The 16,562-nt window shown below is 44.0% G+C and carries 13 protein-coding genes; 4 read left to right on the plus strand and 9 right to left on the minus strand.

The genetic code is table 11. From position 1 onward, the window contains the following. Positions 1 to 179 precede the first annotated feature (179 nt). On the minus strand, positions 180 to 1,208 hold the full coding sequence (locus EV213_RS07020; protein WP_133579798.1) for an ion channel: 1,029 nt from the start codon (positions 1,206 to 1,208) through the stop codon (positions 180 to 182). Between the two features lie 433 nt (positions 1,209 to 1,641). Beyond that, the gene (locus EV213_RS07025) at positions 1,642 to 2,595 is read right to left on the minus strand and encodes an ABC transporter substrate-binding protein (RefSeq protein WP_133579799.1); all 954 of its coding nucleotides are present in this window, start codon (positions 2,593 to 2,595) and stop codon (positions 1,642 to 1,644) included. A gap of 285 nt (positions 2,596 to 2,880) precedes the next feature. On the opposite strand from EV213_RS07025, the gene EV213_RS07030 reads away from it, so the two are divergent. The 3 genes from EV213_RS07030 (at position 2,881) to EV213_RS07040 (ending at position 5,734) form a co-directional block, all read left to right on the plus strand. Beyond that, the gene (locus tag EV213_RS07030; protein WP_133579800.1) at positions 2,881 to 3,804 is read left to right on the plus strand and encodes a cation diffusion facilitator family transporter; all 924 of its coding nucleotides are present in this window, start codon (positions 2,881 to 2,883) and stop codon (positions 3,802 to 3,804) included. A gap of 98 nt (positions 3,805 to 3,902) precedes the next feature. Then, entirely contained in the window at positions 3,903 to 4,913 is a 1,011-nt protein-coding gene (locus tag EV213_RS07035; protein WP_133579801.1) for a permease, read from the plus strand. Between the two features lie 5 nt (positions 4,914 to 4,918). Next, the gene (locus EV213_RS07040; RefSeq protein WP_133579802.1) at positions 4,919 to 5,734 is read left to right on the plus strand and encodes a TIGR03943 family putative permease subunit; all 816 of its coding nucleotides are present in this window, start codon (positions 4,919 to 4,921) and stop codon (positions 5,732 to 5,734) included. Positions 5,735 to 5,756: 22 nt separating this feature from the next. Here EV213_RS07040 and EV213_RS07045 read toward each other — a convergent pair whose 3' ends face one another. The 4 genes from EV213_RS07045 to EV213_RS07060 form a co-directional block, all read right to left on the minus strand. Next, positions 5,757 to 6,530 carry a sulfite exporter TauE/SafE family protein gene (locus EV213_RS07045; protein WP_133579803.1) on the minus strand — a complete coding sequence of 258 codons (774 nt, stop codon included), beginning with the start codon at positions 6,528 to 6,530 and terminating at the stop codon, positions 5,757 to 5,759. A 426-nt stretch (positions 6,531 to 6,956) separates the two neighbouring features. Continuing rightward, a complete protein-coding gene (locus tag EV213_RS07050) occupies positions 6,957 to 8,864 on the minus strand; it encodes a PTS fructose transporter subunit IIABC (RefSeq protein WP_133579804.1) in 1,908 nt (635 codons plus the stop codon). 34 nt (positions 8,865 to 8,898) lie between these two features. Beyond that, positions 8,899 to 9,768, minus strand: coding sequence for a ketose-bisphosphate aldolase (locus EV213_RS07055; RefSeq protein WP_133579805.1), 870 nt, complete (start codon positions 9,766 to 9,768; stop codon positions 8,899 to 8,901). A gap of 21 nt (positions 9,769 to 9,789) precedes the next feature. Next, entirely contained in the window at positions 9,790 to 11,643 is a 1,854-nt protein-coding gene (locus EV213_RS07060; RefSeq protein WP_133579806.1) for a BglG family transcription antiterminator, read from the minus strand. 271 nt (positions 11,644 to 11,914) lie between these two features. On the opposite strand from EV213_RS07060, the gene EV213_RS07065 reads away from it, so the two are divergent. After that, entirely contained in the window at positions 11,915 to 13,123 is a 1,209-nt protein-coding gene (locus EV213_RS07065; RefSeq protein ID WP_133579807.1) for a Gfo/Idh/MocA family protein, read from the plus strand. Positions 13,124 to 13,295: 172 nt separating this feature from the next. Here EV213_RS07065 and EV213_RS07070 read toward each other — a convergent pair whose 3' ends face one another. The 3 genes from EV213_RS07070 to EV213_RS07080 form a co-directional block, all read right to left on the minus strand. Further along, positions 13,296 to 14,192, minus strand: coding sequence for an AEC family transporter (locus EV213_RS07070; RefSeq protein ID WP_133579808.1), 897 nt, complete (start codon positions 14,190 to 14,192; stop codon positions 13,296 to 13,298). Between the two features lie 56 nt (positions 14,193 to 14,248). After that, positions 14,249 to 15,607, minus strand: coding sequence for an aldehyde dehydrogenase family protein (locus EV213_RS07075; RefSeq protein ID WP_133579865.1), 1,359 nt, complete (start codon positions 15,605 to 15,607; stop codon positions 14,249 to 14,251). A gap of 91 nt (positions 15,608 to 15,698) precedes the next feature. After that, positions 15,699 to 16,556, minus strand: a complete 858-nt coding sequence (locus EV213_RS07080; RefSeq protein ID WP_243740021.1) for a class II fructose-bisphosphate aldolase — start codon at positions 16,554 to 16,556, stop codon at positions 15,699 to 15,701. Positions 16,557 to 16,562 lie beyond the last annotated feature (6 nt).

Genomic DNA, 16,562 nt, shown 5'->3' on the forward strand with positions numbered 1-16,562 from the left:
TTTGCGTATCCTCTCATCGTTCTAGGTTTTCTAAGTGTACACTTTTTTAAGAAATCAGCGAAGCAACGTCGCTGGAGTCTGTTTGGTTTCCTCTTTTGTATTTTACTGTACTCCTACGTACATTTCATTTTTAACCCCTCACTCTAAGGAGCAAGGGGATTATTTATTTCACATGACCCTCATTCCCCTGCTCTTCCCTCAATCTTGACAATGGTGGCCTTGTCACAGAGAACAAATAACCGTGCATTCTGCGGAAGTGGGTCGTGAAGACGATGATGGAGCTTCATTGACTCCTCGTCGGCAATTAATGTAGCCCCCTGCTCCAAAAGCTGGATGAAGGCTTCCCTATAGGTGGTCCACTCGGGTCTTGGGGTCACCTGAAACACGTCTGCTCCATCCGTTTGGCTGATGAGTTGCGTGTAAACCTTACTAATGCCTTGATCCATGACGGAGCGAACCGCCATGTGCGAAATGGTGTCTTGAGAGAGTAGAAAATCATCAACGCGGACATGTGCGAAATTAGCAAGATGGTGCTTCGCCATAATCTCAGCTGTTGTGTGAACGTTCGGAGCAATCCGTTCCACCGTCAACGCAATAGATAAGGTCTTGGCGTCACGGAGCGAGAGGTCCTGTATGGTATCGTCGGAAAAAATGATCACAGCCTTTGCTGTATCAAGATTCGCTTGAACGTAAGTCTCTTCATTCGTAACGCTTCCTTGAATATAATGTACACGATCCTCACCTGGATCAACTGGTGTTTCGCTTAACGTATCCACCACCACGATTTCCATCTCTTCATCATTTTCGAGGATTTCTTTCATGGCAATCCCTGCTTTTTTGCTCCACCCTATGATGACAATATGCTCCTTATCCATATAGGCCACCTTCCCTTCCTCTCGTCTGCGTTTGAACACAGTGAAGCCATCTACAATTTTTCCGATTACTACGCCGAGAAGACCAATCCCAATGAAGTACATCAAAATGGTCACGATTTTCCCTATGACAGTGACGGGCGAAAAATCCCCATACCCAACTGTCGCAAAGGTAGTAAGAACGAAATAAAACGCATTGAAGATTGTTCCGAAATTGTCTGGCTCAAGGCTATACATCACCACTGTACACGCAGCAACAAAAATGAGAGTGGCCAAAAGCACAGTGGCATTTTTCAAACGAATGAGTTGTACAGCGAATTTACGAAAAAAATGCATGACATCACCTCTAAATGGCGCTTTCCTTTTACTATACAAAAATTGGTGGACAAATGACAGATTCTATCGGTTCTTCATTAACTCATTGGGGAAATCTGTATGGGAGATGCAATACAATGTCACTTGAGTTGATTTGCAATAACGCTTCATGGACACACCTTAGTTTGCGTATCCTCTCATCGCTCTAAGTTTTCTAGATTTACAAAAATTTAAGAACTCAGCGAAGCAACTTCGCTGGAGTCTGAATGGTTTCCTCTTTTGTATATTGCTGTACTCCTGCGCATTTCATATTTAACTCTTCACTCCAATGAACAAAGGAGATTAATTTTAAAAAATATAGCCATTTAGTAAGCCTGCTCAGCTGTAATTAAACATGTCCATGCAAAAACCCCTGATGGCAAATTGGCCACAGGGGTTTATGACGTCTACTGCTCTATTTGTTAGTAAACAGCTCTTCGGCATTATCGAGCGCCATGCTTTGACCGAGCGATGAATAATCTAGCCATTTTTGTCCGTCAACCGCATACACATGATCGTTTTTGACGGCTTTTACATGCGACCAAAGTGGATTATTTTCAAGTGTCGCAAATGCTTTTCTCGCGTCTTCATCGTTATTGACCATGAGGATAATGGCATCTGCATCTGATTCAGGGAGCACCTCTACAGAAATGGCGGCATACGGCTCAGCCTTTGAAATATCCTCTGCCAATTTAGGTGGTGTGAGCTTGAGATCGTCGTACAAAATGGGACCAAGAGGACGTCCAGTGCTTTGCACGCGGATATTTTTTGCGGTCACCCGCACTGCCATCACTTTTGCATCATATCCAAGCTCCTCATGGATGAGCTCCCCAACACGCTTTGCCTTCGCGTCATACTCCTCAATAAAAGACTGAGCTTTATCTTCCAATGCAAAGTGGGAAGACGTTTCAAGCAACTGATCGCGCCATGTGCCTTTGTCCAAATTCGTGCTGATCACTGGAGCAATCTTTTCCAAGCTATCAACGGTTTCAGCACCGAAAAAGCTGTCTGTAAAAATATAGTCAGGCTTTAGTGAAACCACAGCCTCTAAATTCGGATTTTTAATGACACCTAGTTTTTCCACGCCTTCCAGTTGATTTTTCACATGGGGAAGAAAATCCTGCACACCTCCGCCAATGACCGAGCCAGCTGGCGTAATTCCGAGGGCTAATAAGTTGTTCGTCATATGGATCGACATTGATGCAATTCGCGCATCTGTGTCAATTATTGCATCGTCTTGTTGGGAATGCTCTGTCTCCGCAGATGCCGTTTCATTGGTCATCCCCTCTGCTGGTCCTTGCCCTCCAGCACATGCAGAAAGCACACCAACCATTAAAATCAAACCTAACAACCAACCAAATGTCTTCATAATAACTATCGAATCCTCACTTTCAAGTCAGATGATGTAATTAATAATGATATTCATTCTCATTATATAGCATTTTCAAAAGGACGCAACTGGGTATTGTATTACAGCAAGCTCAATTCATTTTCACTATTTGACTAAAATAATGAAGACGTGTGACACATCTGGTTAGATTGAAATAAGGATGGGGAACCTAATTAGGCAAGAAACATGGTTGAAAAGCATTGGTGTATTGATTATAATTTATATATGAACATATATTCATATATTAAACTGAGGTGAACAAACATGAACCACTCTCATTCCCACTCCCATCATCATGGGCACGACCATCACCATCATGGACACCAAAACAAAAAGGTACTTAGGCTTTCCTTTTTTATTATTGCTTCGTTCATGATCGTTGAAGTGATTGGCGGCTTTCTCACAAATAGCTTGGCACTCCTGTCCGATGCTGGTCATATGTTGAGCGATGCCGCAGCCCTTGGACTTAGCTTTTTCGCCATTGTGTTTGGAGAAAAAGGCGCTTCTTTATCGAAAACCTTTGGCTACAAACGGTTTGAAATTCTGGCCGCCCTCATCAATGGGCTTACGCTTATCGGCATTTCCATTTATATATTTGTGGAAGCCATTACTCGTCTTCTTGCTCCTCCAGAGGTCGTGAGCTCAGGCATGCTAATTATTTCAGGAATTGGGCTGCTCGTGAATATCGTCGTCGCCTTTCTATTAATGAGGGGGGATAAAGAGGATAACCTCAATGTCAGAAGTGCGTTTCTGCATGTGCTTGGCGATTTGCTCGGCTCGGTAGGCGCTATCGTGGCGGCATTGCTTATCTTGTTTTTCGGGTGGAGCATCGCTGATCCAATTGCCAGTATTGTTGTGGCTTTCTTAATTATCGTAAGCGGCGTGCGTGTGACAAAAGATTCGTTTCACATTCTGATGGAAGGTGTTCCGCATGGCATGCAAATTGAGGATGTCAAAATGGCATTAATGTCGTTACAAGGCATTAAAGACGTGCACGACTTGCATGTGTGGTCGATCACGTCGGATTTTCCTTCCCTGAGCTGTCATCTCGTCGTGGAACCGCAGGTCGCTCACCAATCGGTACTCGCCAACGCCCAAGCACTGCTTAAACAAGAGTTTCAGCTAGAGCACACGACCATACAAATTGACCTAGCAGATGGCGATTGTGAAGGGACGCCATGCAATTGAGCCCTCTGCCTCTATCAATCTGTTAATTGAATCACATATTCCACTAGAGTCGGTCATATACTAAACGATCATCCCCTATGCGAGAGGAGTTTTTGTATATGACCTGGCTCAGATCCTACTATTTAGACATCACTTGGTTGATCATTTTGCTCACAACTGCAATGCTAGCAACGCTCCTTCACCAGCTGTCTCTTCAAGGGCAGTGGATGCCTACGCAGCTAGAGCAGGTGACGACCATTTTTATTAGCCTCATTATTGAAGCACTACCGTTTTTGTTGATTGGTATTCTGATTGCCGGGGCGATTCAGTTGTTTGTGACCGAAGAGCATGTCCAGCGCTGGATTCCAAAGCACCCGGTGCTCTCCGTCCTGATGGGTTGTGTTGTCGGAAGTATTTTTCCTGCCTGTGAGTGCGGGATCGTGCCGATTGTACGACGCTTGATTTATAAAGGGGTGCCTATTCCAGCAGCACTAGGCTTTTTGCTGACCGGGCCCCTCATTAATCCAATGGTTATTTTTTCAACCTACATGGCATTTGGGCAAAGCCTAGAAATGGCGGGAATGCGTATGGGAATTGGTTTTGTTGCTGCTTGTATCATTGCTTTTACCGCTCGCTCCCTCCTTCGCACCAATCCGTTTAAGCAGGATGGAGTGAAAGCTGTAAACCATCCACATACCAAAAAAGCTCCTTTCATCGAACGGTTTCGGCATATGCTGAACCACAGCATTGATGAGTTGTTTGATGTTGGTAAGTTTTTTGTTTTAGGCGCTCTCCTCGCTGCACTCATGCAAACCTTTGTCGCTGCTGGGGACATGCTGTTGTTCGGTCAGAATATGATGAGCTCCACGCTTCTTATGATGGCTCTCGCCTTTCTGCTTTCACTGTGCTCAGAAGCCGATGCCTTTATTGGCGCTTCCTTCTCCTCCATTTTTCCAACAACGTCGATCCTTGCATTTTTGATTTATGGACCGATGATTGATCTAAAAAATACATTGATGCTGCTTAGTGTGTTTAAGCCCAAGTTTGTGGTTTCCTTTGTGCTGTTGGTTACAGTCATTGTCGCTTGTACGGTTTGGCTATCAGCGCTTTTGTTCCAGTTGGGGGTGTAGGGGGTATGACCTTTTCTCGTCGCCAAGCATTGCGCGCTGTCTTGCTAACAATGTTGGCCCTTTACTTTCTCTATTTGCAAGCAACCGGACGACTGTTTTCTTATATTAATCCAGCGTACACGACGTTCAGTAAAGTAGCGACGTTGGGTCTTTGCCTACTTTCATTGCAGCAAAGCACGAGAATTTGGACAGTAGCAAAGACGGGTCACTCTTGCGGCTGTGGTCACAATCACGTACATGCAAAAAAACGCTGGCGTTGGATCGGGTATGGGCTTGTCGTCCTGCCCGCAGTGCTCGGCTTCAGTATCGCTCCCGTACCGTTAAACGCGTCCATCGCCGCCAACAAAGCAAATCCTACAACGCTTGCACACAGCAATGCCATAATCAACAACAATTACATGTCCGAGCAAGGCTATGACGAAGCGATAGCCGCCTTAAAAAACAACGAAGCCATCAACATACAGGCGGAGATGTTTGCTCCCTATTATGAAATGATTTCCAGTGAACCAGAGGCTTTTCAAAGCAAGACCATAACCCTCGAAGGATTCGTGCACAATCAGGCGAACGGAACGAGGACGATTAATCGTTTTTTGATTACACATTGTGTCGCCGATGCGAGTGTACTTTCCTTTTTCATTCACGGCGAGATGACGCAGTCTTTAAAAGACAATGAATGGGTACAACTTGAAGGGACCATTGAACACCGATCTGGACGCGCCGTCATTCGAGTGACGGCCATTGATCAACTGCCAACGCCTACACAGCCTTATGTGTACCCTGTGCTCACCCAAATAGTCGTCAATGAAACACCGGATGAATAAGGTATACCGTTCTTCATCAGCCTCAGACGAGCAACGTCACACCAACAACCAACGCAACCGTAGCAAGCATTCGAGTGATCCATTTAGCATTTAGCAACCTCGACACAATTACTCCAAGCTGAGAACCGAGGATGACGCCTATGCCGCTCCAAAGCACAATGCTCCAGTCAATATCTCCGTGCATCATAGGTGATATCATGCCAACCAAAGAATAAATAGCAAGCGCAAAGATAGAGGTTGCCGTCGCTTTATGAGAATCAACCTTAAACATATAGATGAGCAATGGAACCAACAACCAGCCACCGCCAATTCCAAAGAAAGAAGAAAGAACACCGATCCCCAGTCCAACTAAAAACAACATGAGCCAATTGGGCGACGCCTCCAACGTTGCCGATACCTCCTCGCGTACTCCCTGACGCTGTGGCAGTGCCCGTTCTGGTGGTCGCTTCACTAGCAAAAACAAGCCTACGCTCAGTAGAAGCAAAGCGAATATATAATGAAAGAAATCTCCTGAAAGATTTCGTAAGAGTGCACTGCCAAGAAACGTTCCCGGAATTGCTCCTGCTGAGAGGATGATCCCCTCTTTATATAAAATGCGGTGTTGCTTTCGATAGGCGAACACACCAAAAAAGCTGCTCATAAACACAACCGCTAGCCCTGTACCTGCGGCCATCTGGGGAGGAAGCCCGAAAATCAGAAGCAGAAGCGGAACAAATAAAAATCCTCCCCCTGCACCAACCATTGTGCCATAAAAGCTTGCGATAAGCCCTAATAAAATAAGAATAAGTGCATCCATACGTCGAGTTCCCTTCTTGTGAAGTCCCTGCTTTTATGATGACGTACTTTTGCTTCAGAATGGGGCCATTCGTCGAAGATGAATACCCTATGCCAATAAACTATGGTTGGCCTATTTGAGTACAAAAAAATCGAGACTTCGTCAATGAAAGTTAGAATTATTCATCTAGTGGCCTTAAAAGCCTCTAAGTGATAAAGGCTTCACGCGAATACTTGCCGATCCAAGCTTGCGGCACTGAGGATTTAAAACTGGTGCTCCAATGCTTGAAGAGGTCATGTTAAACGAATGGGATTTTGACGAGGAATATAAGATCTCGTATTGTCGGCGCTAGAAAGAAGTAAATTTGCTCTCATTGTTGGGATTTCAACATCTAAACCAATAAAAAACCGCTTGTGCATAAACATCTGCATAAGCGGTTTCTCATTTCTATATGATAGAACTCATTGATTTGCCTTTGTTCCGATCTTCTTCAGATAGCGGTTTTTTCAGGAATCCGATCAGTAGACAGGTTACGATTGACCCTAGAACGATGCATCCAATATACATGAGCGGATGATTGCTCGCAATTGGAATGACAAAGATTCCGCCGTGTGGTGCTTTCAAGGAAATCCCGAGCACCATACATAACGCGCCACCAACTGCCGCTCCGATGATGTTTGCTGGAATTATCCTCAACGGATCTGCGGCAGCAAAGGGAATCGCACCCTCGGTTATAAAGCTTGCTCCCAATACATAACTTGCTTTACCTGCTTCTACTTCTTGAAGGGTAAAACGATTTTTAAAGATGGTCGTTGCAAGTGCAATCCCTAATGGGGGCACCATGCCTCCAACCATTAACGCCGCTGAAGGTTCAAAAATATTTGCTGCAAACATTGCTAAACCAAAAGCCGAAGCCGTTTTATTAATTGGTCCACCCATATCGGACGCCATCATTCCAGCTAATAAAGCGCCTAAAAGAGCAGCATTGATTCCCGTAAGACCTGTTAACCAGTTCTCCAGAAATACATTGAGTAAGGACATTGGCGTGTTTAAGATAAAGAACATGAAAGCACCAACAATAAGGGTACTTAATAATGGAACGACTAAGACAGAGACCAGTCCTTGAAACGCCTTAGGGACTTTCGCAAATGATCTCCCAATAAATCTCGCGGCAAACCCTGCTACAAAACCCGCGACGATCCCTCCAAGGAAGCCTGATCCGCCAATACTGGCAACCATCCCACCAATCATGGCAGGAGCCAGTCCTTGTTTGTCTGCAATACTGTACCCAATAAAGCCTGCTAAAATGGGCACCATTAATGCAAACGCTGCTTCTCCACCCACCTGGCTAAAGAATTCAGCAAAGACATTGTATTGATCGCTAGTTGGATCCGCGGCATAAATGCCAAACATGAAGGAAATTGCAATGAAAATTCCTCCGACGACAACGAATGGGATCATATAAGAAACGCCGCTCATGATATGCTTATAGAAGTTAATTCCTGACTTTTCTTCTTCAACTGGTTCGGTGTCCGCAGTCGTATGCGTAGCGTTTCCTTCACGAATATTGTAGGATAACGCTTGATCAATCATTTGATCCGCTTGGTTGATGGCCTTTTTCACAGGCACATCCACATGTTTCTTTCCTTGAAACACGGACGTATCCACTCGGACATCGTGTGCGACGATAATGGCATCAGCATTTTGGATATCCGCTGAGGTTAATCTATTCTCAGGCCCATTCGCACCGTTTGTTTGGATTTTTACTTTCATCCCCCGTTTTTTAGCAGCCTCTTTTAACGATTCGGCAGCCAAATAGGTATGAGCAATTCCCGTCATACACGCGGTGATCCCAACGATGTATTTCCCTGAATCAGATGTATCCACTGACGTTGACGTTGAGCCTTGTAATTTCTCCTCATTTTGAAGAGCGTTGATCACCTCATCAACAGCAGTCGCCACAATTAGCTTGGCCCTAAATGTTTCAGACATTAGATATTGGGAGAGCTTAGACAAAAGCGCTAGATGTTCATTCGACGCGTTTTCTGGCGCAGCAATCATAAATAGTAAATTCGTATGCTGATCCCCATACTGAATTCCTTGTAGTGTTCTCCCCATAATAATCGTTGGCTTGGACACTGTTTTGGATTTCGCATGTGGAATAGCAACTCCATAGCCTACAGCAGTGGAAATTTCGTTCTCTCTTTGGTAAATCTCTTTTTTAAATTGTTCTGGGTCATCTGTAAGCTTGTTTTCAGCTAGCTTGTCCACCATCTCATCAATGACATCCGCTTGGCTAGTGCCTTTAAGGTTCAAAATTATATTTTCACGCGTTAAAATATCAACCAATTCCACAAGGATCCCTCCTAAAACAATTTAGCAGTCCTGATTAACTGAAATAATGGTGTGCCTGATTCGTTGAATTAAACAAGTCCATTTTGGCTTTCACGACTTCTTGAGTAGCCTTTCTGGCGCTTGGCATAATGACATCTGGCTCATACGCTGTCTGGTTCTCTGTTAAGAAACGACGCATTTCTCGAAAGAATGCACTTTTCATATCTGTTGATAAATTAATCTTTGATACGCCATGAAGATACGTTTGTGAAATCTCCTCATCCTTATTGTCACTTCCGCCATGGAGGACAAGTGGTATGTCAACCTTTTGGTTAATTTCAGCAAGCAAATCAAGCTTCAACTCAGGTTGTCTATCGTGTTTGTACTGACCATGAGACGTCCCAATCGCGATAGCCAACGTATCAATTCCTGTTTCGTCCACGAACGTTTTCGCATCGTCTGCGTCTGTATAGAGAATGACGTCCGCTCCACCTTCAGAGCTTCCTTCATTCGAACCAATCGTTCCTAATTCAGCTTCAACAGATACGTTTACATCATGGGCAATTTTGACGACTTCCTTTGTAAGGGCGATATTGTCTTCAAACGACGCATGAGATGCATCGATCATGACGGAGGTAAATCCATTTCTTATCGCTCTCATACAATCTTTTACAGAAGCACCATGATCCAAATGAATGACCATAGGCACCTTGGCGTTTCGGCAGCTTTCTCTCACGTAGGCAATAAAATCATCCCCAAGCAATTCCACTTCATTTGGGTGAATTTGAATGATGGCTGGTGCGTTTTTTTCTTCAGCGGAATCGATAACCACTCTTACAAATTCACTATTTGCGACGTTAAAGGAACCTACCGCAAAATTGTGCTTGTATGCTACTGCGAGCAAATCTTTCATGTTCATTAACATTCAAATCTCTCCTCTTAATGTTTATATTTGATTCCAAACATCTACAAATTCTTTTTCGTTGGTGGCTTGGACAAGAGCACGCACACTTTCGGTACTCTTTGTCTTTTGGAAAAACTCCGTAAACACATATTCATTTCGCTCAATATCTGAAGAAGGGATGTAGATGATAATGAGCTGAACAAGTTCGTCTCCCCATTGAATCGCTCTCTTATTCACCCCGAAAATCACGCTTTCCTTATACTCTTTTGTTTCAAAATAAGGATGTGGGATAGCCACCAGGTTGCCTATAGACGTATGAGACATGTTCTCTCTTTTCATAATCGGTTCATACAAATGCTCTCGCTGATTGATCGATAACAAATGACGAATGGCGTCCTCTGGGCTGTTTTCGTTTATCCATTGAATCGCCGCTTGCTCAATAATTGAATTCTGTGCTTCAAGAAAGAACCTGATCTTCTTAATATCACCACTTTGAAAGCTATTATGAATCCTAATGAAATGAACAATGTCCGGCGGTGTCAGTTCTTCTTGATTAATCCCGATGTACAAATAGGAAGAATCAAATTCATAGGTTGTGGACCATTTTTCTATCTCGCAGATGTCCAATTCATCAAAATATGTTGTTATTTTCGATGCAAGCAGCTTCGTCCTCTCATAACCTCTGCTGTAAAGCAGGATCGTTTTGATTTTCTTTTTATCCTTGGATTCGATAATCACTTGGATGTGATAGGCCAAGTAGGCAATCTCCGTATCGTGAATTTCCAAATCAAATTCTTTCTCGATTTGCATGGCAATGTTCGAAGCGATGCTGAATGAGAAAAAATACTCCGCTTTAGTTTCTTTTACAAAAGGATTATAAATAAGCAGGTTATGAGACACCGGATAGATCACCCGATAAATGTGATTCAGAATGTTTGTTCTAAAACGTTTTTCCGAGTGCGTTGGTACATTGTAGGTCTCTTCTACTCGCCGTAATATAGCTTCTATTTTGTCAACAATTTGTGGATTTCGATTCGTTATTTCAGTTCCTTCCAAATCCAATTGTAATGACATTAAGTAGTTCACTAAAAAAACAGCTTCATCGTCTGTGACATTCGCATAAGGTTGTAAATGTGACCGAAACGCATCCGCTACTTCGAATTCTTTAAAACCAGTCAATTTTTCCAGCTCTTCATCCTGGCGATCAACCAATTGACCACTGTTTATTTGATGGATGATAATGATGAGTTGACTGATTAGCTTTTTATAGATCGAGAATTCCATGTTTAATTGATAGTGAATGTTGATCTCGTCTGTAAATTTAAATACGCTTTCAATTACATCTGCATCCAGCCAAGAGGTAAACCGTTGTATGACGACATCCTTGAAATCCTCTTTTTTTACGTAAATAGAAGCAAATGCGTTTTCCAACAAAATTCTCTTTTGCATCTCTGTTCCGATCAACCGAATGCCCTTAAATACCTTCGCATCAATCGAGCATTCAATCCCCAGTTCTTGGATGTTCATCGTAAGCTTTTGAATTCGACTTCGAATGGTCTGTGGTGAATAATAAAATCTTTCAGCAATTTTGTCGTAGGTAATGTATTGGTCTGCATTCATTAGATATTGAATCATTTCAAATTCTAAAATCGCTTCTTCCGGTTCCTTTTTTGTAAGATCCCTCCTTTGATCCAATTGGCTCTCTTCTTTTAAAATGGCATAGCCTTGTGGGGAAGATAGGATAACGATGTCACTAGAGCTCTCGTTGATATCCTTTATATAGTTCCGTATCGTACGATCCGTCACGTTTAACATTTCAGCCAAGACCGTCGCCGAAACATAGCCTTGATGTTGATTCAATAGAAAGTCAATTAATTGATTACGTTTATTGTGCAAACCAACCACAACCTTTCTACATCCTCAATGTATAACACAGACATTGGAAGCGCTATATCAGAAGAATTTCCTATAGACAGGAAATTATACGAGCTTATTCGATACCAAAGGAAAAGTGCAATCTTTGCGGTTTTGTTGTTAGTGATATGTGTTCAGAAACAAACCCAACTTTATAAATTCCCTTGTTATTTTGTAAGCGTTTTATTATAATAAAGGTAGTTACCTTTTTAAATATATCACTACCTTTAAAGTGACACTTAGGAGGATTCACATGAGTGAAATGAACAGCAATTATTTTAAATCAAACTTTAATACAGCATATCTTTCAGATGAGGACAAGCATGTCTTCAAAGAACAAGTTCCTGGCTACAAATTTGTAGTTATAGGCGCAGGCATGATTGGCACAGAGCATATTCAGGTGACAATGTTGGAAGGAAGAGCCACAATTCACGGCATTTACGACGTAGATGAACGCAGCATGGCCCATACGAAACGAGAATTCGAGACGGCTTACCCCGGGAAAAAACTACATTGTTATAATTCTCTCAAAGAAGCTTGTCATGATCCTGATGTGGACGCTCTCATCATCTGCACACCAAACTACACACATATTGATATTGTTCGTGAAGCGGTGACATCAGGAAAACATATTATGCTTGAAAAACCAATGGCCACATCACTCAAGGACGCTCTCGAAATCCACGAACTAGCGACCAATTATGCTGGTGTTTTTCAAATTGGCTTACAGTATCGCCATAAAGCGATTTATAGCGAAGCGATTCATGAGGTGCTTGAACGTAAATCCATTGGGGACGTAAAAACGATCTCAATTGTTGAGCATCGGCTTCCTTTTCTTGACAAAGTGAAGCAATGGAACAAGTTCTCAAAGTACTCTGGAGGCACCTTGGTTGAAAAAGCATGTCATTATTTTGACCTTCTCAACCTGTTTGCCGAATCACGTCCCCTCACCGTCTATGCCACAGGTGGGCAAGCAGTGAATTTTAGAACTTTTTCTTATGGTGAAGATGAAGACACATCCGATATTGTCGATCATGCGCAAGTAACGGTCGTCTATGAAAATGGCGTTCATTCCACCTTCAACCTTTGCATGTTTGCTCCAATGTTTTATGAAGAGATTACTCTTTGTGGGGCAGAAGGTCGTTTGAAGGCGTATGAGAACATGGACTTCCTCCCAAATGAGCGACCAGAGACTCATCTCGAAATTCTGAGTGGAAACAAGCAAGCAAGTCGTATATCTACACCTAGCTATCCTAAAGCGATTCAAAGCAGTGGACATCATGGTGGAACCTACTATGAACACAAATATTTTATCGATAACATGGAAGGAAAAACGACGGCCACAGCAACGGTAGACGAAGGCTTCTGGTCAATCATCGTCGGATTGGCAGCTGAAGAGTCTATTCGAACAGGGCAAATCGTATCCGTCACTAAACTGCTTGAGGAGTCCATTCGCGTCTAAGTTGAAGCAACACTAGCAGCAAAATCAAAAAGAATGTTCCGACCTAAATTGTGGTCAGGAACATTCTTTTTCTTATGATCAAGTCTTTTCTAAAAAAGCTGACGGCCACATGGTCTGTGTGCCGACAGCTTTTCCTAGTTTTCTTTGCTATAGACGCTTCACAAAAATCTTTCTACGACACGAGCATCAATACAACGGGCACGGTCGCAAGACTTATTAACGTACTAAACAAGGTTGCAGCTGACACATGGGATGCGTCTGTGTCATATTGCACAGCATACAACGTTGTGTTGACAGCAGTAGGTGTTGCCGCCAGGACAATCATGACTTGCTTTTCCAAAAGCGGGAGAGGGAGGACTGCCACAATCAGCGCTGCAAGCAAAGGAGCAGCGAGCAGTTTGATCGTTACTGAGGCGAACAGACGGCGCCACTCTAGCTTTCCTAAAGTCATGGCACCCAGTTGCATGCCCAGCACCACCATCATAAAAGGAACAGCGGCGTCCGCTAAGGATTGGATTACCTGCCAGACGGAAGCATGGATTGGCCAAGACAACCAATGAAACACTAGCCCCCCTACAGCGCCATAAAGAATGGGCATCCGCCAAAGCTTAATTCGACGCCTTTTCCCTTCAGATAAAACTGTGCTCCCAGCTGCCGCAATGGATACACCAAGGGTATGCATTAACAACTGCTGCAACACCATCAAGGTGATGGCGACCGTTCCAGCCTCATTACCGAAAGCAAAGAGCACAAGAGGAATGCCGTAGTTTCCATTATTGCTAAACGCAGATGCGAGCATCATTCCACACGTTTGCGTAGCTGATCGATTCCTAAGCCTCGCCACAAAATAGACAATGAGCAAGCAGCCCCCCACTGTACCAGAGAGATACAATGCATAGTACAAAGACGTGAGAGAAAGACCATTGCTATAAAAACTTCGAAATACCAAAAACGGAATAAACACAATAACAGCGAGTCGGGAACACATCGACACATCGACAGGCAATCGCTTTCGAACTAAAAAGCCGATGAAAAAAATAATGAAAATCGGGATCACTGGAGCGAGCACAAGCGTCCCTTCCTTCTGGACAGTGACAGTCTATTTAGCTGCCCTATTATCCTAAATTATCTTAGAACCACAAGTCGTTCATGCGTCATTTCCTCAATGGCAAAACGCGGACCTTCTTTACCTGAACCGCTCCGTTTCACTCCGCCATAAGGCATGGCATCCACCCGAAAAGCAGATGTATCGTTTATGATGACGCCTCCTACCTCTAATTGCTCAGCCGCTTGCAAACAAAAGGCCAAGTCATTTGAGAATACTCCTGCTTGTAAGCCATACACAGAGCGATTGACGCGTTCGATTGCATCGGTACCTTCTGAATACGTGTCGATGGTGACAACTGGACCAAACACTTCATCCTTGCACACCTTCATCGAGTCTTTCACATTGGTGAGAATGGTCGGCCAAAACAATGTGCCCTCTCTCTTACCACCTGTTTCAATCGTAGCACCTTCCGAGACAGCTTCCTTCACCCATTCTTCGACACGCTGGGCTTCTTTTTCAGCAATCATCGGGCCAACTTGAGTTGCTGGCTCTCGTGGGTCGCCCACGATAAGAGCCTCTGTATGAGTCTTCACACGTTCAAGAAACTGTGCATACACCGATTTATGAACGAGCACACGCTGGACTGAAATACAAACCTGACCGGCTGAGTTAAAGCTACGCGCCGCTACAAGCTTGGCTGCTTCCTCTATGTCAGCGTCGTGATGAACAATCGTTGCCGAATTGTTTCCCAGCTCCAATGCCACTTTTCGCAACCCAGCTTTTTGTGTAATAAGCTCACCAACCCGAGGGCTTCCAGTAAATGTGAACATGTCCACACCTTCATTTTTAAGCAACCAATCTCCAATGTCCGGGCCATGGCCAGTAAGTACATGAAGGCGGTTTTTAGGAAGACCTGCTTCTAGAAGAAGGTGGCCAAGATATAAGGTAGATAAAGGCGTTACCTCTGCCGGCTTTACTATGACTGCATTGCCAGCCGCAAGAGCAGGACCAATTTTGTGACAAGCGAGATTCAAAGGTACATTAAATGGGGTGATGGCCACCACCACGCCTACTGGCACACGAAGGGTAAAAGCGCGCCGTTCCTCAGCTCCGGGCGACGCTTCCACCGGCACCATTTCCCCTTGAATACGCTTTGCTTCTTCAGCAGAAAGCTCAAGTGTCATTGCCGCACGCTCTACCTCGGTTTTCGCTTCAGTAATTGGCTTGCCTACCTCGTCTGTGATAATTTCTGCCAGTTGATCCACGTGCTCGCGTAATAGCTCCGACGTACGCTTGAGTACCTCGTAACGTTGGTACGGTGAAAAAGTATCCTTCTGTGCAGCGCGACTGACGGTCACAGCCTCCTCAATATGTTGACTTTCGGCAACTGCCACCTCACTTAGGAGATCCCCAGTGAATTTTTGATACACCGCCATATACGCTTCAGTTTTCTCATCTCGTCCATTGAGGATCAAACCATGTCTTTTCAAAATTCATCACATCCTATTTGTAATAACGTTACGACCTTTAAAGCATAAAGGAAGACTTCCGATCACTACCGAATGTTCGTATTTTATGCTTAACGACGTGCTTCATCGCCTCAATTCCATCCTGCAATACATCGGCGAGAACCAAATTGTTTGGTTCCTTTGTCCAACGCGCTTGCATCGCCTGTGAAACGGCCTGGCGTAGTTCAGTATCCACGTTTATTTTAGCGACACCACTTGCAATCGCCTCTTTTACTTGGGCATCAGGCACACCTGAACCTCCATGCAATACCACCGGCTTATCAATACTTGCAACAATCTCTTTTAGACGAGCAATGCGAAGATTTGGTTCTTTCGTATAAAGACCATGTGCTGTGCCAATAGAAACAGCAATGTAATCAATGCCCGTCTGCTCTGAAAAGGCTAGTGCTTCTTCTGTTGTTGTGATGGTGGCTTCACTTTCGCTCACATCGATGTCGTCCTCCACCCCACCAATCTTGCCAATTTCGCCTTCTACACCAATGCCTAGCGCATGGCCTGCCTCGGCAACCAGACGAGTAATACGTACGTTCTCTTCAAACGAACGTGACGACCCGTCAAACATAACCGATTGGAATCCCAACTGGATCGCTCTCATGGTTTGCGTGTAGCTTCTGCTATGATCCAAATGGATTGCTATAGGTACAGTGGCTCCTTGTGCATACTGCACGACCATTTCTTTCAATGGCTCCAGGCCGAGATGGGTGATCGCTTTTTGTCCTATTTGAATCATTACTGGCGCTTGTTCTTCTTCAGCTGCCTCAATAATACCTTTAACCATTTCAGCATTCTGGGCACTAAAAGCCCCTACTCCGTACCGATGCTTATACGCATGCAACAACATTGACTTTCCATCCATCCATGC

The sequence above is a fragment of the Aureibacillus halotolerans genome, assembly GCF_004363045.1.
GTDB classification, from domain to species: Bacteria; Bacillota; Bacilli; order Bacillales; family DSM-28697; genus Aureibacillus; species Aureibacillus halotolerans.